General features: G+C 45.8%; 21 protein-coding genes. 12 read left to right on the forward strand and 9 right to left on the reverse strand.

What is annotated here, in order from left to right; all coding sequences use genetic code 11:
* The first annotated feature begins 260 nt into the window (after nucleotides 1-260).
* The 6 genes from NIT79A3_RS00840 (at nucleotide 261) to NIT79A3_RS00865 (ending at nucleotide 6,764) form a co-directional block, all read left to right on the forward strand.
* Entirely contained in the window at nucleotides 261-785 is a 525-nt protein-coding gene (locus NIT79A3_RS00840; RefSeq protein ID WP_013964379.1) for a GspH/FimT family pseudopilin, read from the forward strand.
* Nucleotides 785-1,291: a type IV pilus modification protein PilV gene (pilV, locus tag NIT79A3_RS00845; protein ID WP_348225679.1), complete on the forward strand. Its 507-nt coding sequence runs from the start codon at nucleotides 785-787 to the stop codon at nucleotides 1,289-1,291. The genes NIT79A3_RS00840 and pilV overlap by 1 nt, the downstream gene beginning before the upstream one ends.
* Before the next feature lie 36 nt (nucleotides 1,292-1,327).
* Nucleotides 1,328-2,086, forward strand: a complete 759-nt coding sequence (locus NIT79A3_RS00850; protein ID WP_013964381.1) for a PilW family protein — start codon at nucleotides 1,328-1,330, stop codon at nucleotides 2,084-2,086.
* A complete protein-coding gene (locus NIT79A3_RS00855) occupies nucleotides 2,083-2,652 on the forward strand; it encodes a PilX N-terminal domain-containing pilus assembly protein (protein WP_013964382.1) in 570 nt (189 codons plus the stop codon). The genes NIT79A3_RS00850 and NIT79A3_RS00855 overlap by 4 nt, the downstream gene beginning before the upstream one ends.
* 34 nt (nucleotides 2,653-2,686) lie before the next feature.
* Nucleotides 2,687-6,199: a PilC/PilY family type IV pilus protein gene (locus NIT79A3_RS00860; RefSeq protein ID WP_013964383.1), complete on the forward strand. Its 3,513-nt coding sequence runs from the start codon at nucleotides 2,687-2,689 to the stop codon at nucleotides 6,197-6,199.
* A gap of 127 nt (nucleotides 6,200-6,326) precedes the next feature.
* Nucleotides 6,327-6,764, forward strand: a complete 438-nt coding sequence (locus tag NIT79A3_RS00865) for a type IV pilin protein (protein WP_198009377.1) — start codon at nucleotides 6,327-6,329, stop codon at nucleotides 6,762-6,764.
* Nucleotides 6,765-6,798: 34 nt separating this feature from the next.
* On the opposite strand, the gene phoU is transcribed toward NIT79A3_RS00865, so the two are convergent.
* Both phoU and rpiA read right to left on the reverse strand, forming a co-directional pair.
* Nucleotides 6,799-7,506, reverse strand: a complete 708-nt coding sequence (gene phoU / locus NIT79A3_RS00870; protein WP_013964385.1) for a phosphate signaling complex protein PhoU — start codon at nucleotides 7,504-7,506, stop codon at nucleotides 6,799-6,801.
* Nucleotides 7,507-7,577: 71 nt separating this feature from the next.
* Nucleotides 7,578-8,237, reverse strand: coding sequence for a ribose-5-phosphate isomerase RpiA (rpiA, locus tag NIT79A3_RS00875; RefSeq protein WP_013964386.1), 660 nt, complete (start codon nucleotides 8,235-8,237; stop codon nucleotides 7,578-7,580).
* A 328-nt stretch (nucleotides 8,238-8,565) separates the two neighbouring features.
* Here rpiA and NIT79A3_RS00880 point away from each other — a divergent pair, with 328 nt between their 5' ends.
* On the forward strand, nucleotides 8,566-9,870 hold the full coding sequence (locus NIT79A3_RS00880; protein WP_013964387.1) for an IS5 family transposase: 1,305 nt from the start codon (nucleotides 8,566-8,568) through the stop codon (nucleotides 9,868-9,870).
* A 172-nt stretch (nucleotides 9,871-10,042) separates the two neighbouring features.
* Here the strand turns inward: NIT79A3_RS00880 and NIT79A3_RS00885 are convergent, their stop codons facing one another.
* From NIT79A3_RS00885 to yaaA, 3 genes are all read right to left on the reverse strand, one after another.
* Nucleotides 10,043-11,155 carry a molecular chaperone DnaJ gene (locus NIT79A3_RS00885; RefSeq protein WP_013964388.1) on the reverse strand — a complete coding sequence of 371 codons (1,113 nt, stop codon included), beginning with the start codon at nucleotides 11,153-11,155 and terminating at the stop codon, nucleotides 10,043-10,045.
* A 209-nt stretch (nucleotides 11,156-11,364) separates the two neighbouring features.
* Entirely contained in the window at nucleotides 11,365-11,730 is a 366-nt protein-coding gene (locus NIT79A3_RS00890; RefSeq protein ID WP_013964389.1) for a nuclear transport factor 2 family protein, read from the reverse strand.
* Nucleotides 11,731-11,772: 42 nt separating this feature from the next.
* Nucleotides 11,773-12,558 (reverse strand): peroxide stress protein YaaA, encoded by a 786-nt coding sequence (gene yaaA, locus NIT79A3_RS00895; protein WP_348225680.1) that lies wholly within the window; start codon nucleotides 12,556-12,558, stop codon nucleotides 11,773-11,775.
* 139 nt (nucleotides 12,559-12,697) lie between these two features.
* Here yaaA and NIT79A3_RS00900 point away from each other — a divergent pair, with 139 nt between their 5' ends.
* From NIT79A3_RS00900 to NIT79A3_RS00920, 5 genes are all read left to right on the forward strand, one after another.
* Nucleotides 12,698-13,864, forward strand: a complete 1,167-nt coding sequence (locus tag NIT79A3_RS00900) for an IS4 family transposase (RefSeq protein ID WP_013964391.1) — start codon at nucleotides 12,698-12,700, stop codon at nucleotides 13,862-13,864.
* Nucleotides 13,865-14,180: 316 nt separating this feature from the next.
* The gene (locus NIT79A3_RS00905) at nucleotides 14,181-15,671 is read left to right on the forward strand and encodes a DegQ family serine endoprotease (RefSeq protein ID WP_013964392.1); all 1,491 of its coding nucleotides are present in this window, start codon (nucleotides 14,181-14,183) and stop codon (nucleotides 15,669-15,671) included.
* Between the two features lie 215 nt (nucleotides 15,672-15,886).
* Nucleotides 15,887-17,062, forward strand: a complete 1,176-nt coding sequence (locus NIT79A3_RS00910) for an amidohydrolase (protein WP_013964393.1) — start codon at nucleotides 15,887-15,889, stop codon at nucleotides 17,060-17,062.
* A gap of 149 nt (nucleotides 17,063-17,211) precedes the next feature.
* Nucleotides 17,212-17,460: a type II toxin-antitoxin system Phd/YefM family antitoxin gene (locus tag NIT79A3_RS00915; RefSeq protein ID WP_013964394.1), complete on the forward strand. Its 249-nt coding sequence runs from the start codon at nucleotides 17,212-17,214 to the stop codon at nucleotides 17,458-17,460.
* Complete coding sequence (locus tag NIT79A3_RS00920) at nucleotides 17,450-17,746, forward strand: type II toxin-antitoxin system RelE/ParE family toxin (RefSeq protein WP_013964395.1); 297 nt, start codon at nucleotides 17,450-17,452, stop codon at nucleotides 17,744-17,746. The genes NIT79A3_RS00915 and NIT79A3_RS00920 overlap by 11 nt, the downstream gene beginning before the upstream one ends.
* Before the next feature lie 198 nt (nucleotides 17,747-17,944).
* Here the strand turns inward: NIT79A3_RS00920 and NIT79A3_RS00925 are convergent, their stop codons facing one another.
* From NIT79A3_RS00925 to NIT79A3_RS00940, 4 genes are all read right to left on the reverse strand, one after another.
* The gene (locus NIT79A3_RS00925; RefSeq protein WP_013964396.1) at nucleotides 17,945-18,190 is read right to left on the reverse strand and encodes a hypothetical protein; all 246 of its coding nucleotides are present in this window, start codon (nucleotides 18,188-18,190) and stop codon (nucleotides 17,945-17,947) included.
* On the reverse strand, nucleotides 18,177-18,449 hold the full coding sequence (locus NIT79A3_RS00930) for a BrnT family toxin (protein WP_013964397.1): 273 nt from the start codon (nucleotides 18,447-18,449) through the stop codon (nucleotides 18,177-18,179). The genes NIT79A3_RS00925 and NIT79A3_RS00930 overlap by 14 nt, the downstream gene beginning before the upstream one ends.
* A gap of 181 nt (nucleotides 18,450-18,630) precedes the next feature.
* Nucleotides 18,631-18,825: a type II toxin-antitoxin system VapB family antitoxin gene (locus tag NIT79A3_RS00935; protein ID WP_013964399.1), complete on the reverse strand. Its 195-nt coding sequence runs from the start codon at nucleotides 18,823-18,825 to the stop codon at nucleotides 18,631-18,633.
* Nucleotides 18,826-19,034: 209 nt separating this feature from the next.
* Nucleotides 19,035-20,240 (reverse strand): hypothetical protein, encoded by a 1,206-nt coding sequence (locus tag NIT79A3_RS00940; protein ID WP_013964400.1) that lies wholly within the window; start codon nucleotides 20,238-20,240, stop codon nucleotides 19,035-19,037.
* Between the last annotated feature and the right edge of the window lie 69 nt (nucleotides 20,241-20,309).

Consider the following 20,309-nt stretch of genomic DNA (forward strand, 5'->3'; position numbering starts at 1 on the left):
GAGTTGTGCCTGCTTTTATGTCGATAAAAAATTGGATAAGGTGTTATGGCTGTGATTGTAACCTAGTGCAATGCTTCATTCTAAACGGCACTTTTTCAGCCGATTCCTTAGCGATTAATCGAGAGCCCATTTTTAGGGGGCTTTGGGGGGCATTTAGTATGAAATATTGCACTTTGATTTTAAGAATCCCCAAAACACTTAAGTAAACCTAAATTCTTACCGTAACTTCTAATAATTCTATTCGGAATTGAAAGGAAAAAGTGATTAGTCGAACTATCCATATGGGTTTTACATTAATAGAGCTATTGGTTACGTTAAGTGTGGCGAGTATTCTGTTAACGATGGCTGTGCCTAATTACCGGGTATTTGTGCAAGATAGTTTGCTGATAACGCAGGTAAATAGCTTCTCTTCGGCTATGACACTTGCGAAAAATGAAGCTATTAAAAGAAGTAGTTCTGCAACAGTTTGTCCTAGTACGAATGGTACGGGCTGTACTGGTGGAACTGTCTGGTCAAACGGCTGGATAGTTTTTGCAGATACCGACGGCGATGGTGCAGTGGATGTGGGTGAAGAGGTTATTCATGTCGGTTCGGCATTGTCGGGTGGCAATACATTGACATCTGGTGCCGGTCGTATACGAGTAACTTTTGCAGCAAGCGGTTTTTCACTCGGTTTTACTACCACTTTCTCTTTGTGTGATAGTCGGGGTGCTAGCGCCTCACGAGCATTAGTTCTCAACAATCAAGGTCGCTTACGTACTGAGGTAGGAACGGGGGCATGTTAATGAACACTCGTCTTCATTCTGCTGGATCAAGAAAACAGTCTGGTTTCAGTATGTTGGAGGTTCTCATTACTGTATTGATACTTTCATTTGGATTGCTGGGAATGGCGAGCATGGTTACCACAGGTATGAAAAGCAATACCACATCGCATTATCGCTCGGTCGCGACGCAACAAACGCAGGATATTGCAGATCGGATGCGTGCGAATCTAACCGGTGTGCGTAGCGGATCGTATGATGCACTCGCAACGAATATTCCCGTCAGCAGTGATTGTGTTGCCGCAGGATGTGACGCTGCTCAGATGGCTGTTTATGATCATGCGCAATGGAATACAGCTAATTCTAGATTGTTACCTGGGGGACTGGGGACAGTAGCTGGAAATTTGGCAGGCGGTTTTTTAATCACAGTCATGTGGACCGAAAAAGAAATGGGAGGCGCATTTGATCCTGGATGCCCTGTAGGAACGCCAGCCGCTACACGATGCTTCTTGACGCGGTTTTCGCCATGAGAACGACCTTCACATCGAGTATAAACAAATACCTGCATGAGAAATAATTCTTTATCCAAGACACAACAAGGCTTCACCTTGGTTGAGTTAATGATCGCTTTGACAATCAGTTTGGTATTGCTACTGGTTATTGGAACAACTTTTGTGAGCAGCCGTCAAGCCTTTCGTGTGCAAGAGGACAATGCGCGTATTCAAGAAAGCGGCCGTTTTGCATTAGAGATACTTGGACGAAGTATTAAGCAAGCAGGGCATGCGGATATTCCGTTCACGGGTTTTAAGGTTGAGTTTGATGGAACAGCGATTAATGGCACAGCCGGTGCCGCAGGGGTGGCTGATACACTCACCATACAATATGATGGCGCAATTGATGATAGGGATTGTGAAGGTAATCCAGTAACAGCAATAGGCACTATCATTCAGAACCACTTTAATATCGATGCAGTAAATGCACGATTACAATGTGACGGCACTATTGCTGTCGCGCCAGCTGCGCCGGGTGCTCCGCCTTCAGGCATAGAGTTGGTGGAAAATGTAGAAGATCTCCAGATTCTTTATGGAATTGATACAAATGGAGACCAATCAGCGAACCAATACGTTGCATTGCCAGCCAGTTGGGATCAAGTTGTTACCGCTCGTGTTTGTGTGCTGGTTCGCTCTGAGAAGACCAATATTGTTTCTGCTGGAAGTTACATGAATTGTAATGGTGCCGCAGTCGCTGTTCCAGCTGACCGGCGGTTAAGGCGTGCTTTTACCGCTACATTTAATTTGCGCAATCGAGTCAATATCTCGCCATGATCATCAGATTTAACTTTCCACAGGAACAACGCGGTGCGACGTTTGTTACGGGGCTAATTTTTCTCGTTGTATTAACTTTGTTCGGTGTTACGGCGATGAAAACGGCGAGCATGGAAGAGCGCATGTCGGGTAACTTACGCGATCGTAATCTTGCGCTTCAAGCTGCAGAAATGACGCTACGTTATGCGGAGCAGCATATACGTGATAACGATCCGACAACCAACACTCCAAGCCCGATTGATGGGGTAGTCGACTTTGACACTATTTGCACCGCGGGATTATGTTACTACGGTGCAGGTGCTGTAGCACCTAGTCCAGCCTGGATAACCTACTGTACGCCAGCCTGCCCTATTAATTATGTGGCAGGTACAGTTTTTAGAGTGGATGGTGTGGCCTTTACAGCGCCAGCATTGCCAGCAGGTTTGCCTGCGCCAACTTATATCATTGAAGGCATTAAAAAAACACCACCCGGAAGCGGTGAGCGCTATTACTACCGCATTACTGTGCGTGCGCAGGGTGCCAGACAAGGGACAGTGGTTCAATTACAGGAAATATTCAGGCCCTAGTGTTGGCTATTGGTAAATCTAAGAGGATGTTGAAATGAAGAAAAAGAATCTAATACATTCAATACTATTGACTTGGTTTTTTTCCTTGCAAATTTTCTGGACTAGTCAAGTTTACGCATTGTCCCCATTATCGAATGGTCCTCTTTTTTTGGGTGGAAATATCTCACCCAATGTGATGTTTACCCTCGATGATTCAGGATCTATGCACTTCGAGATCATGCCGGAAAATCTGATTCTTCAAAGTGTGTATTACATGTTTCCTCGAGCGTCAGGTGTTTATGGCTCGGATGATTACAGCAATTATGTCGTCGATTTTGATCCTGCTAACAAATATACTGCTTCATTGCGCTCCAGTTACGTCAACAAAATTTATTACGATCCTACCGTAAGATACCAACCCTGGAGTAATTCTGATGGATCGCTGATGAGTAATGCTGATGCTACGTGTTCTTACCACAATCCGTTGAATACCGCGGCAGGTTGCCGCAATCTTACGGTTAACAATACACAAACTGCGCGTTGGTTGCAAAATGACGGAACTCGCTCTTCCAGTTCATCAAAAACTTTTTATCCTGCAGTGTATTACAAATATAACAGCGGCAGTATAAATGTGGCCACTAGTTATACACAGGTCGAAATCAAGTCTTCCACATCTTCTTACGTTGGCGGAGCCAATCGTTCAGATTGTGCTGCTGCGCCTAACTGTACTTATAGTGAAGAGATTCAGAACTTTGCAAATTGGTATACGTATTATCGTTCTCGCGTATTGTTAGCCCGCGCAGGTGTTGGCAGAGCATTTGCCACACAAGGTAATACCATGCGTGTAGGTTTTGCAGCTATCAATAAAGGTTCTACAACGGTGGATGGCGTGGCGACAAGCGTAGTAAAAACTGGTGTGAGGCAATTCACAGGGACAGACAGAGCGAATTTTTTTACTAATCTTTATGACCATGATATTCCAGCATCAGGAACGCCGCTGCGAGAAGCGATGATCAGTGTAGGGGAATACTTCAAGAGAACTGACGATAAAGGTCCTTGGGGTGAGACACCAGGTTCGACCGGAGGCACGCAACACGCATGCCGTCAAAATTATAATATTCTGATGACGGATGGCTATTGGACTGAAGGTTCTGTATCGGGTTTAGATAATTCTGATAACCAATCTGGTTCTAGTATCACAAATCATTCTTCGCCAGCAACTCCGGCATCTTATACCTATACTCCGGCTCTTCCTTATTCAGATGCTTATAGTGACACATTAGCGGATGCAGCAATGCAATATTGGAAAAATGATTTGCGAACAGATTTATCCAATAAAGTACCAACTAACCCTTCAGATCCTGCTTTCTGGCAGCATATGGTTACTTTCACAGTGGGATTAGGGGTCACTGGATCACGCACTACATTGCCTTCGGGATCGGAGTCATGGCCTGATCCAACTGCAAGCGATGCGGCAAAGATAGATGATCTTTGGCATGCTGCCGTGAATGGTCGCGGCGCTTTTTTTAGCGCCGCTGATCCAACCATGTTTGCAAATGCTTTATCGAATACATTGTCGCATATCATAGCGCGGACCGGCTCAGCCTCTGCAGTAGCTGCCAATTCCAATTCACTCATGACAAACGGACGTATTTATCAGGCAAAATTTAACAGCGGTGACTGGAGCGGGCAGCTATTATCGATTCCTATTAACTCCGCCGGTACTTTGGGTGCCACAGAGTGGGAAGCCGGTTCAGTTTCACTGGCACCTGCTACTGTTAATTCAACGTCGCGCGTTGTGATTACAAAGGGTAGTACAGATGGTGTTGCATTCGAATATGCTAACTTAACAGCCGCACAGAAAACCCTGCTGAATAAGAACGCAGCAGGCACAGTCGATAACTGCGGCCTGGAAAGAGTCGCTTTTTTACGCGGCAGTAGTGCGAATGAAGGTTCAAGCGGAACATTTAGTTGCGCTAGCGCTACCGCTGTGAATAAGTTCCGTAGTCGTACCACGAGTAAGTTAGGCGATATTATTAATTCTGGGCCTTTCTATGTAGGCAAACCCAGTGCAGGTTTCTCTAATGTGGATTATGCAGGCTATTCTGCATTCAGTGCTGCCTATAAGAATCGGTTGCCAATGGTCTATGTTGGTGCAAATGACGGTATTTTACATGGCTTTAATGCTTGTATTCCTGGGGTAACCTCAGGTTGTGCAGCTGCAGATGCCGGGAAGGAATTGATTACTTATATTCCCAACGCAGTATATGCAAATTTAAGTCGATTGACAGACAAAGATTACAATGCCAGTCATCGGTATTTTGTCGATGGCTCTCCCATGGTAGCGGATACGTATAACAGTTCTGCGTCAAGCTGGAGAAGTGTATTGGTTGGCAGTCTAAATGGGGGCGGTAAAGGTTTCTATGCGCTTGATGTAACCAATCCGTCGGATACGTCTCAGACGGCACCCATCTTTTCTGCTGCGAATGCAGCGAGCCTGGTCCTTTGGGAATTCTCTGATGCCGATGATGTCGAGATGGGCTATAGCTACAATCAACCGACAGTAAATCCATTTAATGGTCAGGCCAAACAAATCGTGAAGATGGAAAATGGTCAATGGGCAGTTGTTGTCGGTAATGGTTATAACAGTGATAACGGTAAAGCAGTGCTTTATATACTTTTTGTAACGGGAGGGGAAGATGGTAGCTGGACCCTGGGTACAGACTACATCAGGCTCGTTGCCAATACCGGTCCTGGTAATGGTCTTTCTACACCGATGCCATTTGATTCTAATGGAAATGGCAAAGTCGATGTCATTTATGCGGGTGACATCAAAGGCAATTTGTGGAAATTTGATGTAAGCGCTACAACACCTTCGAGCTGGAATGTGGCGATAAGCGGTTTACCATTATTTATCTCTGGTACCAGCAAGCCCATTATCGCCTCGCCCGCTGTCAGTCTTCATCCGAAAGGGGGGCAACTGATTTTGTTTGGCACTGGAAAATATCTTGAGACGGGCGATACTACCAATACCGCGGCACAAACTATTTACGCCGTATGGGACAACGCCACCACGGCTACGGTAACAGCTGGCAATCTGGTACAGCAGGTATTCACGGATGGCACAACCCGAATAGCGACACAAAATCCGGTGACTTATTCCGCAACAATAAAAGGCTGGTACCTGAATTTGCCGATCAGCGGTGAACGCATAACCGGTGTGCCGAATCTGGAAGACGGTCTATTTACATTTACTACAATCATACCATCCACGTCGCCGTGTGATTTTGGTGGACGGGGTTTTGTGAATACCGTTGATTTCTTGACAGGCGGTATGCTCCCATTTCCTGCGTTTGATATTAATAGAAATAGAGCGATTGGGTATGATGATGGCTTGTCAGCGGGTATGGAAATCGGTTTTTCTGTCGGCGGCGTGACAAGAATTAGAGGAACGCCGGATGATGTTCTAATATCTTCCAGAGCAGACGGTACGCTAATCCAAACAACTGCTACAAAGGGGCTTGCAGGGCTTCGCGGGCGGATTACTTGGCATGAACTGGTACAGTAGCATTTTTACGGGAAAAACATCAATCGCGCATACCGAGGAATTGGAGCGATCGTATTTCGCAAATAAAACGATTCATGAAATTAGGGTTATATAGGATTAAGGTTGTATGAACTCTGGAGAAAATACTATGAGATTAAACGGTTTTACACTTATTGAGTTATTAATCACAGTTGCAATTGTTGGTATTCTCGCATCTGTTGCTTTTCCTTCTTACCAAAATTACGTAAGAAGTTCTAACCGTGCTGTGGCTAAGTCGATACTTTATGAGAATGCTCAATTTCTAGAACGATTCTATACAGAGAATAACCAATATGACGCGAGTGTAGGAGCAGATGGGATCGCCAATACAGGTGATGACGCAGCCGTTGTGTTGCCTATTTTACAATCACCAAGAACAGGAACTGCTCAGTACAATATTGACTTTTTGGCTGTAGGAAATTCAATTTTTACACTTCGTGCAACCCCAGTCGGCACAATGGCCGGTGATACTTGTGGGGCGCTTACGCTGACAAATGCTGGGGCACAAGGTGCGGGAGGCGATATTGCAACATGCTGGAACCGATAGTGACTACGTATAAACACATTAGGAAATAGCTTATTTATTCGCGGATCTCCTGTTCAATCTGATCTGCCGTCACATGGCGCACATCCTTACCCTTTACCATGTAAACAACGTACTCGGACATATTTTTTGCGTGATCGCCAATACGTTCAATTGCTTTGGCGATAAATACTATCTCCAGGCAAATAGAAATTTTTCTTGGGTCTTCCATCATGAACGTAATCAATTGACGCAAGATAGACCGAAATTCTTCATCTACAAATTCGTCCTGACGTACAATTTGCGCGGCCGCATTCAAGTCTAACCGGGCAAAGGAATCGAGCGCCTTATGCAGCATATCCATAGCGATACTGGCGACATGCTTGATTTCAATAAAGCGCGGTATATGCATACGATCTGTCGAATAGATTAACTTTGCCATCCGTGCAATTTTTGCAGCTTCGTCGCCAATACGCTCCAAATCGGTAATGGTTTTGATAACCATCATGATCATGCGTAAATCACCTGCAGTCGGCTGCCGGCGCGCAATAATCTGATTGCAAATCTCATCAATCGACACTTCCATGGAGTTGACGCGATGGTCACGAGCAATGACCTGATCAATCAACTCTTCATTGCCGCTCGTCAATGCCTCAATAGCATATTCGATCTGCTCTTCAACAAAACCACCCATTTGCAAAACACGTGTACGCACCTCTTCAAGATCAGCATCAAACTGCTTGGAAATATGTTCTTTGGTTACCATGGCATGCCTTTTGTTGGTATGGAATTATGTGATGCGCCAAGTTCCGAGTCGCTAAAGATTAGCATTATAAATCAGATGGTAATTGTCCGTACTCCATTATCTGTTCCCAGTAATAAAGTATCTGCAGAGCGCCGGGCAAAAAGACCGTTCGTTACAACACCGGTGATTTGATTCAGTGTCGCCTCCAGTTCAACAGGATTCATGATCTGCAAGTTATGCACATCAAGAATCACATTGCCATTATCAGTGATGAATCCCTGGCGTAAGGCCGGTTGCCCTCCCAGAAGCACAATTTCACGTGCGACATAGCTGCGCGCCATGGGTATGACCTCAACAGGTAATGGAAAGTTGCCAAGAACACTCACCAGTTTGCTTTGGTCTGTTATGCAGATGAATTTTCGAGCGACAGCAGCCACAATTTTTTCCCGCGTTAAAGCACCGCCACCACCTTTGATCATGTGCAAATGCTCAGTAATCTCATCCGCGCCGTCCACATAAACGGGCAAATCAATGACATTATTGAGATCGAGCACTTCGATACCGTAACTCTTGAGGCGTTGTGCAGTCGCATCCGAACTTGCGACAGCGCCTTCAATCTTATTCTTTATTTTAGCCAGCTCATCGATAAAGTAATTGGCGGTAGAACCTGTGCCCACGCCAACAATACAACCAACCGGAATATGCTGGATTGCAGCTGCTGCAGCAGCGCGTTTTTGTTCGTCTTGTGTCATTATGGCCTTATGTTGACAAAAAATTAATATCGCTTATCAGGATAGCGTTATCTGTAAATTTAAACAATGCTTCTGGCTGCCGAAAATAAAATTCAGAGAATTCTGAAAAGAATGTACAAAATTATTACGGCAATAAGCTTTCAAGATTGAAGTTTGATGATACTGAGAGAAAGTGAATTTTTACATAGTTATATGAAGATATAATTAGTCAGCCCTGAAATATCCACAAGCACTTGATACTATGCTTGAATGATCTGATTCTTAATGCTCATAACGACCGGAAATGTTAAAATATCCAAGTGTTTTCTGGTCGAAATGGTGATTAAAAATGCTAAGACATAGCAGTACGATTCATCAACCGAATTTGTTTGGAACAGATTTGTTGATGCAACTTGATCCCAATGATTTGTTGCTGAAGCTTGCATCAGCGATACCCTGGCAAGAATTTGAGGAATCATTTTCCATCCATTACACGACGGCGGCAGGTGCGCCGAGTAAGCCGATCCGGCTGATGGTTGGGTTATTGATACTGAAGCAGTTAGAGAATCTGAGTGACGAATCGATAGTATTGCAGTGGAAGCGCAATCCTTATTACCAGGCCTTTTGCGGCATGAAAGAATTCCAGCAAAAGCTGCCTTGCCATAGTACGGAGCTGGTGCATTTTCGCAAGCGCCTAGGCGCGCAAGGTGTAGAGCGGATTTTCCGGATGAGTGTTGGTTTGCATGGGGAATCAGCGCTGGAAGATGTGGTTCATGTTGACACGACTGTGCATGAGAAGAACATCACGTACCCGACGGATAGCAAACTAGCGATCAAGATTATCAATCGCCTCAACAAGATTGGCCCCGTCCACGGCATTTCACAGCGGCGCACTTTCGTCAAAGAAGTGAAGTCACTGCGCCTGGATATTCGGCACTACCGGCACGTGAAGAAAAGAGCTAAGGCCAAACGCGCATTAAAGCGGCTCAGAACCATTGCAGGTGTCTTGATACGGGAGCTCAGGAGAGAATTACCGCAGTACTGTCTGTTTGAATGCTATCAACGGGACTTTCTGTTGTATGAGCGCGTATTACGGCAACAGCAAAACGATAAGAACAAGATCTACTCATTGCATGAACCGCAAGTGTACTGTGTCGCCAAGGGGAAAGACCACAAACAATATGAGTACGCTAGCCAAGCATCGATCGCCAGTACCGCAAAAGGTAATCTGATCGTCGGCGTAATCAGTCACGAACAGAATCTGCATGACAGCAATACGTTACCAGAGATCCTGCGTCATGTTGAGATTTCGCGCGGGAAAGCAGCCAAGCAAGCCGTATGCGATCGCGGCTACCGCGGCAAACGTGAAGTCAATGGAACCCAGATCATTTTGCCCGGAAAAGGACTCAAGAAAGATACCCGATACCAGAAAGACAAGAAGCGAAAACAGTGCAGGAGGCGTGCCGCGATTGAACCCATTATCGGCCACCTGAAATCGGATTATCGAATGGCGAGGAACTATCTGAAAGGCGCTATTGGCGATCGCATCAACCTGCTGATGGCTGCTGCCGCCTGGAATCTGAAACAATGGCTGCTGGCCATTTTTTGGCTCTTTTTCCCATGGCGGAAACTGCAAATTTATCGGATTCCTTGATGGAAATTTAAACTACCAGGGCATGCATTTTAGTAAGCAAGAGTTTCCCCGGGCAGCTTTTCCAGAACAACTGTCGTTTGATACTTTTTCAGGGTCGACTATTTACACTGGTCACGCTCTTAATTTGAATGTTACTGGAGCAAGTAAAGATTGAGTCGAGCGCAGTGGCTCGTTAAAAAAACGGATCAAACCCAGATGAGGGAATCCGATAGCCTTTGAGCCATGACTTGAACTGCTTTACATCATTAAATAGCATCAAGTCATGTTGAATGCGGTCGATTTGATTCCGTAACGTGCGTATGTCTTCATTCAGCAGAGCAAACACCCGTTTGGGTGTCAAGTGCGCATACGGCGCAAGCCCAGTCATTCGCCTGATGTCCAATTCCATATGCATCACTTCTTGCTGAAGTTCTTCCAATTGGTTTTGCAAGATTTTGTTGTAATGCTTTAAGCGATCGTCGGCAATGCTATTAATTTTGCTTTGATCAATTTGCTCGACATTCAGTTGTAATTCCAGCAGTTGCAGCAAATCTCTTTTTCCATAAGCAACCGTTACTTTTTGCATTAATTCGGTTTTACGTTCGCGCTCCGCTGGATCCAGTTCTCGGTCCGGATGCAGCACTGCTACCAGTTGCCGGTAAACTGCTTGGATCGATTTGCTGACGTTGGCTTCCTCTTCCTGCTCACGCGCCTCCTTCTCCAATTGTTTGGGGGATTTTTTCCGCTTGGAACGGGATTCTTGGGCTTGTTTCTGCCGCTCCTGCATTTTTTCAGCCAAGCGGGCCGCCGTTTCTTCAGGGTTGGAACAGTCAAATCCATCATCGTCCAGTTCGACACCGAATTCCTGCTCGAACATAGATTTCAAATATTCACTGGCCATTTCATCGGCTTCTTGAACTGCGGCATCGTAATCCTGCTCGCTGTAACAATCATAAAGCGGCTTTAAATCCTCGCGTCCGTGTTGACCGATCAGCTCCTCGCATATACTGGTAATCAGGTGTGCAATTTTGTCTCGCTGGTTGTGGGCAAGCTTCTGAGTGCTATACAAAGTATCCAACATCACCACCATATCTGCTTGATGATCGCGGAACGTATCGCGTAACGGGATTAGTTTCCTGGCAATTTCCTGCTGGTATTGAGGAATCACTTCCTGCCATGTGGCTAATAGTTTCTTCTGGGTATCAATTTTCTGAATCAATCCATTGAATTTTTTCTGTGCGGCAGAAAGGTTGGTCTCCTGCTGGGTTTCTTCAATGCGAACGGCTTTAATTTTGTGATGTGGCATAACATGATGCGGGGCGGAAGTTAATATGTGAAATTTTAACCTAATGCGCCGGATTATTATTTACAAATCTGACATTCTGGATACTATCAGATGCAAGCAGCGAAGTTTTTCTCACAGTTCCGCCACTTCAATTCCAATGTACGCCCCAGAAATATGGTTGATTGAATGATCACTCAGAACAAATAAAGTAATCGTTTGCCAAGCACAAGCTAATTGTGTGGCTTGAGAACTTCAATATGCTTAATCAAATCATCGGGAGTAAAATAAATGCGCTCTATTCCTTGCCGTATCACCCTTTCACCGGAAGATGCATCCAAGCCGGTAATTACAAACGCAAATTCCACACCGTTATCTTCAATGCCCCGATATTCTGCCACTTCCCAATGCACATCGGGGAAACGGGTGAAGAAACTGGTCATCATGGCGTGAATCACTGCGCTGCCTTTGTATTCGCCGAAATAAGCGGAGTGATAGGTGGCGTCGTCAGCGAACAAGGGTTGAATAAATGGGAGATTGTGATCGTTGGATAACGTCACATAGTTTCTTGTCAGTTCAATAAGTTTATCGGTATCCATTGTTTTATCTGTGAAAAACTTCACAATATTGCTCGCTGTGAACTACGCCGATTGGGATTCCGCGCGGGTGAAAATCCACTCATCCCGGCTGCTGGCATCTTCACTAAACTGGTAACCTGCAAAATCAAAGTGTTTGATATCCTCTGAGTTCGTGAGCTTGTTCTGAATGATATAGCGGCTCATCAAGCCTCGGGCTTTCTTGGCGAAGAAACTGATGATTTTGTACACACCATTTTTTTCGTCTTTGAAAACCGGAGTGATAATGCGCGCGTTTAATTTGTCTTTCCGCACGGATTGGAAATATTCAATGGAAGCCAGGTTGATCAGAATATCAGTTTTTTGTTTTTGCAAATCCTGATTGAGTGCTTGGGTGATTTTATCGCCCCAGAATTCGTATAGATTATTGCCACGTGAATTCTTAAACTGAGTACCCATTTCCAGCCGGTAAGCCTGCATCAGATCCAGCGGGCGCAACACGCCATACAATCCGGACAGAATGCGTAAATGATCCTGCGCAAAAGCCAAATCAGCAGCGGTCAGTGTATCCGTATTCAAGCCTGTGTAAACATCTCCTTTGAAAGCGAGCACTGCCTGTTTGGCATTTCTCATGTCAAATGGGCGCTTCCAGGCGAAATAGCGGTTTGAATTCAGAACAGCGAGCTTAGGGCTGATCGACATCAACTTGCCGACTTGATCCGGTTCCAGTTTTCTGAGCTGGTCGATCAGTTCGGCTGAGTCATCAAGAAAACCCGGCTGCGTATGTTCCTGCGTGATAGCTGGCGTTTCAAAATCCAGTGTTTTTGCTGGCGAAATAACAATAATCATCATTCATCCTGAAATCAGTAGTGTCCGGAGATTCGAGAATTGTCGCATGATAACTCGTTGAACGACCATTACTAAATGACATATTTTTCTGTAATCGATTTCAACTTGCGCCAAACTTCTGACTTTTGTCAGGAGACTGCATATGCACGCAGGGAAATTGGTGTTTGCCCAATTAATGGAGCACCTGCCTTTGCGCACGTTTCATCAGTGCGTAGCCAGATATTCAGGTCGATATCCAACACTCAAGTTCTCGCATCTCGACCAGTTTCTGTGCATGGCTTTCGCACAACTGACTTACCGCGAGAGTCTGCGCGACATCGAAACCTGTCTGCGCGCCCACCAAGCCAAGCTCTACCATTTGGGCATACGAGGCAACATCGCCAAGAGTACGTTGGCTGATGCCAACGAGCAGCGCGACTGCCGCATCTATATGGATTTCGCGATGAGCCTGATCCAGACAGCCAGAAAGCTTTACGCCAGCGACAGCTTTGCTGTCGAGCTGGAACAAACGGTCTACGCACTCGATACCACGACCATTGACTTGTGCTTGAGCGTCTTTCCGTGGGCACGCTTCCGCTCCACCAAGGCTGCCGTTAAGATGCATACGCTGCTTGACCTGCGCGGCAATATTCCAACCTTCATTCATATCAGCGATGGCAAGATGCACGAGGTCAATGTGTTCGACATCCTGACACCCGAAGCTGGCAGCTTTTACATCATGGATCGGGGCTTCACCGATTTTTCTCGCTGGTACACCATGCACCAAGCACAAGCATTTTTTGTAACACGCGCTAAATCCAATCTGCTTTTTCGCCGCGTCTACTCTCGCTCCGTGGACAAATCCACCGGACTGCGCTGTGACCAAACCATTGCCCTAAGGGCTCCCAAGGCTAGCAAGGATTATCCTCAGCACCTGCGGCGTATCAAGTTCTACGATGCAGAACACGACAAGCATCTGGTATTTCTAGCCAACAACTTCGACTTACCTGCGCTGACCATCGCTCAGCTTTATCGTTGTCGCTGGCAGGTCGAACTATTCTTCAAGTGGATCAAGCAACATCTTCGTATCAAGCGTTTCTACGGAACTACTGAGAACGCAGTCAAAACGCAGATATGGATTGCCATATCGGTTTATGTCTTGGTTGCCATCGTGAAAAAGCGGCTCAATACCGAAGCTTCGCTTTACACAATTCTACAGATTTTAAGCCTGACTCTTTTCGATAAAACGCCTATCTATCAATTGGTTAAAAATACCGAGGTGCAAATAACCATGTCGAAAAATAATAACCAACTGAATCTATTCAATTAAATCTCCGGACACTTCTGTCCTGAAATATAGAAAATGTTATCAGATTTACGCATCGAATAATGGTGAGCTCTGGTTCTTTAACAGGCCGTTGAAAAACGTTTTCGAGGCAGCCGATGCAAGGCAAAAACAGGTGAAAAGCGCAGTTTATGCTTAATAAATTAGCATCTTGAGTCTGTTTTTAACACCGCAGCGGCAACGCAGATAGTTTTTCAGCGGCCTGTTAACGGTTATTTGTAATTTTCTCCCAAAGCCCCAAACTATACATGTCATAGCATAACAATAACTACGATTGTTTTTTAAATCACTGGAGCAAATCATGCTTGGATATCGTTATTACTTTGTGTCGCTAATATTATTCTTGCTTATGCCATTCGAACTTATGGCACAGGCAAACGGTATAGAAAGTCTGCGGCAAACCAGTAAAGCATTTGCTGAAGTGGCGCGTAAGGTTTCGCCGTCGGTGGTGTTGATCCAGGTTGAGCGGGAAACCGAAGCGGCGCAAATATCACCGTTTGGTTTTCCGTTTAACGATGGAGAACTAGGGCCGTTCGGCGATGATCTATTGAAGCGATTTTTTGGCGACCGCTTTCCGGATATGCCCCGTTTCAATGCGCCAGGCAAGCGGCCTGGTAAGCAACGTTCCGTAGTTGGACAAGGTTCAGGATTTGTTTTTGCTACCAATAATAAATTACTTGGCAATAAGACCTATATTCTGACCAACAATCATGTGGTCGAAGGAAACGACAAAATTAGCGTCAAGTTTCTCGATGGCCGTGAGTTTGAAGCAAAAATAAAAGGTACCGACCCCAAATCAGATATCGCTGTGATCGAAATCGAAGCCAGCGGATTGCCCGCTGTGCAAATAGGCGATTATTCCCAGTTGGAAGTTGGCGAATGGGTCGTGGCCATTGGCAATCCTTTCGGATTGAGCCATACACTAACAGTGGGTGTGGTCAGCGCCAAAGGCAGAACTTCGCTCGGTATTAACGACTATGAAGATTTTATCCAAACCGATGCCGCAATTAATCCGGGAAATTCCGGCGGACCATTGGTCAATCTGGATGGCGAAGTGATCGGCATGAATACCGCTATTTTTAGCCGCAGCGGCGGTTATATGGGCATCGGATTTGCGATCCCGATCAATCTGGTAGAGCGTATCGCCAATCAACTGATCGAAAAGGGCGAAGTAGTGCGCGGCTATTTAGGCATCATGATCCAACCGCTGACAGCCGATCTGGCAAAATCTTTCGATTTGAAGAATGACAAAGGCATTCTGATCGCCCAAGTGACTAAGAATTCTCCCGCTGAAAAAGCCGGACTCAAGGCCGGAGATGTGATCGTGAGCTACCAGGGACGGCTGGTGAGCGAAATTGGTGAGTTTCGCAACCAAGTCGCATTGGCGCAACCGGGTAGTAAAGTTGAATTTGATATCATTCGCGACGGTAAGCAACGCACCGTCTCGGTCAAAATTGAAAAACTGACTGACAATAAGCTGGCAGAGCAAGAATCATCAAAATCACAATCCAGCGAGAAACTGGGCATAACAGTGCAAACGATCACTGCCGATCTGGCGCATCAATTTGAAGTTAAACCCGGTGAAGGCGTGATTGTCACTGAAATAGCTCCGGGCTCCATTGCCGCCATGGCAGGCATTAACCGCGGCAGTGTAATTTTGGAAGTTAACCGCAAAGCGGTTAATACGGCTGCCGAGTTTAATCGAGCTGTGAAAAGCAGTGCCAATAATAAAGTGTTGCTATTGATACGGGAAAACGACGTGTCGCGCTATGTGGTGCTGAGCTGGCGCTGAGATCGGATCAGGTTGTAACAGGCCGTTGAAAAACTATCTGCGTTGCCGCTGCGGTGTTAAAAAAGGCTCAAAATACTCATTTATTAAGCATAAGCTGCGCTTTTTCGCCTGTTTTTGCCTTGCATCGGCTGCCTCGAAAACGTTTTTCAACGGACTGTCAAGTTGTGCATGATCCCATGATAGGATGGTCCGGTATACACAGCGCTTAATCGACTATGAACATTGTTCCAGAAATTCTAACGTTACATGCCGACATGCGCCGCTGGCGCAGACAGCTACACCAATATCCGGAAACCGCATTTGAAGAAACCGCAACGGCGCAGTTGATAGCCGAGCAACTGCAACAAGCCGGTATCGAAGTGCATCAGGGTTTGGCCAAAACCGGCATTGTCGGAGTTTTGCGCCGCGGCAACAATACCAACAGCATAGCCCTGCGCGCCGATATGGATGCGCTATTTATCCAGGAGCAAAACCGCTTCGAATACGCATCCTGTAACAGCGGGAAAATGCATGCCTGCGGCCACGACGGGCACTGCGCCATGCTGCTCGGTGCCGCCCATTACTTGGCCCGCCACGGCCGTTTTGATGGGACTGTTTATTTTGTTTTTCAGCCAGCGGAAGAATGCCGCGCCGGAGCGCATCAAATGATCAGCGAAGGCTTGTTCGAACAATTTCCGGCGCAACGGGTTTTCGGCATGCATAATTTTCCGGATATTCCAGCCGGTCATTTTGCGGTGAAAGCCGGACCCATGATGGCCTCGTTTGATTGCTTTGAAATCAATTTGAGCGGTCAAGCAACGCATGCCGCGATGCCGCATTTGGGCAACGATGTTCTGGTCGCTGCGGCGCATTTGATCACCCAAATACAAACCATCGTCAGCCGCCAGATTGATCCCGCCGATGCCGCGGTGATCAGCGTCACCCAGATTCATGGAGGCAATACCTGGAATGCGTTGCCAGATTCCGCTGTGGTGCGCGGCACCTTCCGCAGCTTTAAGAATTCAGTGAGAGAACAACTGGAACAAAGCATCAGCCATCTTGCCCGGAGCGTCGCACACGGTTTTGGGATTCATGCCGGCATTCGCTTTAATCCTGAAAACCCCGGCTATCCGGTTACAGTCAACAGCCCGAGTGAGACCGCCAGCGCGATCCGCGCTGCTACCGCTGTCGCCGGTGAGCATTGCGTCAACACCGCACCAACCCCCAGCATGGGCGCCGAGGATTTTGCTTTTATGCTGCAACAAAAGCCAGGCTGTTATATCTGGATCGGTAATGGCAGTTCGGAGGGTAGCTGTCTGTTACATAATCCGAACTACGATTTTAACGATGAGATATTACCGCTTGGCGCATCCTATTGGACTAATCTGGTTGAAAACGAATTACCTGATTAGTCTTTTGTTTTGAAAAGTGGACTCAACTTGGAAATGCAATCTTGCTTCGAATGCACAAATTTATTGTTTGATCGATCTGTCATGATCTTTACGTGACCTTTGTAGAGACCTATAATTCGGTTCTTTTAGCCACTTTGGAGAATATGAACATGACCTATCGAATACTGACTGAAGTATCTGCCAGCATCTCTGAATTGAAGGCTAATCCAATGAAGGTTGTTGCCAGCGGCAGTGGCATGCCTATTGCCGTATTGAACCACAACGAACCAGCCTTTTACTGCGTGCCCGCTGCTGCTTATGAAGCAATGATGGAGCTGCTTGACGATGTAGAACTTCTGAGAATCGTCAAAGAGCGAATGAACGAGCCTGCCACCAAGGTATCGCTTGATGACCTATAAGCTGGAATTCAAGGAATCTGCACTCAAAGAATGGAAAAAATTAGGTCACACCGTTAAAACGCAATTCAAAAAGAAACTCAAAGAACGCTTAGAAAATCCCCACATTCCATCTGCTGCACTATCTGGTGCCAAGAATATCTACAAGATCAAATTGCGCCAACTTGGCTATCGCCTCGTTTATTCCGTTGAAGACGAAACCATCACGGTAACCGTGATCGCTGTTGGCAAACGTGACCGAAATGAAATTTACGCTATTGCGCTTTCAAGGATGCATGATAAATCCTGAGTCATCGCGACGGAATTAACCAATGATTCGCCAGAGACATCCTTTGAGGCGAATGGTTATGTATAGTAATTTGAAAAAGGAAATAAGCAATTTTTAGGAATCTGCATCCATTTCTTTCAGAAATAAATGCAAAACACAAAACGCGACCACAACGATGGGCAGGGTAATTGTACTATTGAATAGTACGGTACCAGAGCGTTAACTGGATTTGCTGGGTTGCTGCGTTAAGCTGGCTAGAGTTTTTGCCTCTTCCAGCAAATGCCGCAGTGCTTTGTTGACCGCCTCATCATTAGGGAAAGCCTCTGCAATATCAGGTTCAAGAAGTACCACATTGGTTTCCGCCTTGATACGATTTGCATACTTGCCGCGTACAATCTTACCGAAATCAGACCGCTTATATTCCGGTCTCAGTTCGTCTGCCATTTCAGGTTCAATCTTCTTCATAAATTTGCCTCTCAGCATTTGTGGCCAATCGTGCCGATATGATTCTAATTGCATTTCCTCTTTCCGTATGCGATACCGTGAGCAAACGTCCTTGGGAAGAAACGCCAAATGTTATATATCGTTCTTCGTCTTCCGAATGATCAGGATCACGGGTAGTAGCTGAAAATGAATCACGTAACGTACTGGTTGCTTCTTCAAAAGTAACACCATGCTTACGATGATTAAGCGCGGCTTTTTTCGGATCCCACTCAAAATGCATAAATAATGACTTATCCCCGCTCTCAGTAAAGGCGCTTCAGCTTTAAGAAGGGAATCAATTCAGCCAAAATTAGCTCGTTGATCACGATAATGCTCATCTTCGATGAGATCATCCAATTCGGCTGACTTATTACCGGCTCGAAAATAATCGATCCAAACAGATGTGTCGACCAGTACCAACATTACCGTCGTGCCCGTGTTTCATCAAGATCAATACCCAATTCGATTTTCCCTTTGAATTTCTTAAGATCCGAGATTTTTGATTTCCGGATCAACTCCTCTAGTGTCAACACGATAACGGCTGTTTTGGTTTCGGTGTGCGTTACACGCATCGCTTCGCTCAACAAACTCTCAGGTAAGTCCAAAGTAGTTCTCATGATGCCTCCTTCTACGACGCAGACAAGAATAGATAATTATGCATAAATAATCAAGGCTATTGTTTGAATTCAGTGGGCTGCACGAAATATTTCTTGAAGTGTGCGAGCATTTCTTATTTGCCGCAACTCCTAATGCCACAAGAACAATTATTCTTGGTTATAGATCTACCCCAATGATGCTTTGACTCAATGATGCTTCTTGTCAGTAATTATCGGCGGGCAATTCTGGTATTGTTTGGGTCGAATAGCGAAACAAGATCACTTTCGACAAATTGATGCGGCTTCCAGCCTCGGAATAACTTATCCAAGAGAAAGGAATCCACCGCGCTGATCGCTACACCTGTTGCGGTTCCCAATCCTCCTGCTCCAAGAGAGTCAGCAGCAAGACCAAGTCCCGTAAAAATGCTCCATCGCACGCTCTTAGTCGGTAATCTATCAGCCCAGGAGTCTTTGATAGTCTCTTGGTAATATGATCGCAGTAGATTTGCATCTACAGGTTGCTGTTTTAACCAATGGCGGAACTTGTCGGCGGATTTCAAGAGCTTCACAACAGCAGCAAAGGTTACGACGCCTGAATTAACCGCTTCTCTGATTTTTCTGCCATCAGCCAGAGTAAGCTCTACAAAATTTCCGATCTGCGACTCACTGCGCTTGTGACGCCGAACGACGGCATCAACTGCTCCCGCTTGAACGACTTGCTCCATTGGGTGGACTGCAACTTCGGAATTTAGTTCGCCTGCAAAGTATGTTGCTTCGTATGCGCCTTGAATAAGTGCTAAGAAATATGCTTCTGTAAGAGATGAGTGTTGAGGCGGGACGGTTTGGTGATACAGCGCGTTCAGTCGCGTGAAATCGATATTCGTATCAACATAGAAACCATCCTCTTCTCGTTCTATCCTAAAGTAATTCTTATTTGTGTAATTGAAGCTTGGTGAAATCTTTCGAACAAGTGCTTGCACCGATGCTTCTGTTGCAAGGTTGTCCGTTATAGCTTGAAGTACCGAGGCTTGATCGAATTTTGAGTGGTCTAGTGAACGCAGTAAGTTCGTAAACTGCTTAGCGCCAAGCTTAGCCTGGGTTGTTCCTCCTGCAGCATCTTTAAACGTTTGAGGGCCGATTTGCTCGATTGTGTGATCTGGAGAAGAGAATCTCACTAGACTATGAATCGATCGTCCATTACTCATCTCCGTAGTTGATACGCCAGTCTGATCTGCCAGGTAATGGATTTCCAGACGTCCTTCGCGCATCAATGACAGTACGATAAATGGGGGAATGCGTGCAAGGAGATCTTTTATCGTCCCAGTATTTCCAATCACCGCAACTCGTTCGTAGAAAAGTAGGCTTTCAGCAAGGGTGCCAATATCAATGAGCGGGCCGGGGCCGATTGAGTTTTTATAAACTATCGAGTCAAACATAAGTTGTCGAGTTCTGGTGCGCGGCGGATGGAAATGCCGGATGTCTAAAAGATATTTGACGCATTTCAG

Origin of the sequence: Nitrosomonas sp. Is79A3, from assembly GCF_000219585.1 — a bacterium.
Lineage (GTDB): Bacteria > Pseudomonadota > Gammaproteobacteria > Burkholderiales > Nitrosomonadaceae > Nitrosomonas.

Bases quoted from the DNA above. Each gene is read 5' to 3' on its own strand.
- rpiA (WP_013964386.1), bottom strand. From the start codon at position 8,237: ATGACACAAGACGAACAAAAACGCGCTGCTGCAGCAGCTGCAATCCAG.
- NIT79A3_RS00915 (WP_013964394.1), top strand. From the start codon at position 17,212: ATGACCTATCGAATACTGACTGAAGTATCTGCCAGCATCTCTGAATTG.
- NIT79A3_RS00885 (WP_013964388.1), bottom strand. From the start codon at position 11,155: ATGCCACATCACAAAATTAAAGCCGTTCGCATTGAAGAAACCCAGCAG.
- NIT79A3_RS00865 (WP_198009377.1), top strand. From the start codon at position 6,327: ATGAGATTAAACGGTTTTACACTTATTGAGTTATTAATCACAGTTGCA.
- NIT79A3_RS00920 (WP_013964395.1), top strand. From the start codon at position 17,450: ATGACCTATAAGCTGGAATTCAAGGAATCTGCACTCAAAGAATGGAAA.
- NIT79A3_RS00900 (WP_013964391.1), top strand. From the start codon at position 12,698: ATGCACGCAGGGAAATTGGTGTTTGCCCAATTAATGGAGCACCTGCCT.
- NIT79A3_RS00855 (WP_013964382.1), top strand. From the start codon at position 2,083: ATGATCATCAGATTTAACTTTCCACAGGAACAACGCGGTGCGACGTTT.
- yaaA (WP_348225680.1), bottom strand. From the start codon at position 12,558: ATGATGATTATTGTTATTTCGCCAGCAAAAACACTGGATTTTGAAACG.
- NIT79A3_RS00880 (WP_013964387.1), top strand. From the start codon at position 8,566: ATGCTAAGACATAGCAGTACGATTCATCAACCGAATTTGTTTGGAACA.
- NIT79A3_RS00905 (WP_013964392.1), top strand. From the start codon at position 14,181: ATGCTTGGATATCGTTATTACTTTGTGTCGCTAATATTATTCTTGCTT.
- phoU (WP_013964385.1), bottom strand. From the start codon at position 7,506: ATGGTAACCAAAGAACATATTTCCAAGCAGTTTGATGCTGATCTTGAA.
- NIT79A3_RS00935 (WP_013964399.1), bottom strand. From the start codon at position 18,825: ATGAGAACTACTTTGGACTTACCTGAGAGTTTGTTGAGCGAAGCGATG.
- pilV (WP_348225679.1), top strand. From the start codon at position 785: ATGAACACTCGTCTTCATTCTGCTGGATCAAGAAAACAGTCTGGTTTC.
- NIT79A3_RS00910 (WP_013964393.1), top strand. From the start codon at position 15,887: ATGAACATTGTTCCAGAAATTCTAACGTTACATGCCGACATGCGCCGC.
- NIT79A3_RS00890 (WP_013964389.1), bottom strand. From the start codon at position 11,730: ATGGATACCGATAAACTTATTGAACTGACAAGAAACTATGTGACGTTA.
- NIT79A3_RS00860 (WP_013964383.1), top strand. From the start codon at position 2,687: ATGAAGAAAAAGAATCTAATACATTCAATACTATTGACTTGGTTTTTT.
- NIT79A3_RS00940 (WP_013964400.1), bottom strand. From the start codon at position 20,240: ATGTTTGACTCGATAGTTTATAAAAACTCAATCGGCCCCGGCCCGCTC.
- NIT79A3_RS00925 (WP_013964396.1), bottom strand. From the start codon at position 18,190: ATGAAGAAGATTGAACCTGAAATGGCAGACGAACTGAGACCGGAATAT.
- NIT79A3_RS00850 (WP_013964381.1), top strand. From the start codon at position 1,328: ATGAGAAATAATTCTTTATCCAAGACACAACAAGGCTTCACCTTGGTT.
- NIT79A3_RS00930 (WP_013964397.1), bottom strand. From the start codon at position 18,449: ATGCATTTTGAGTGGGATCCGAAAAAAGCCGCGCTTAATCATCGTAAG.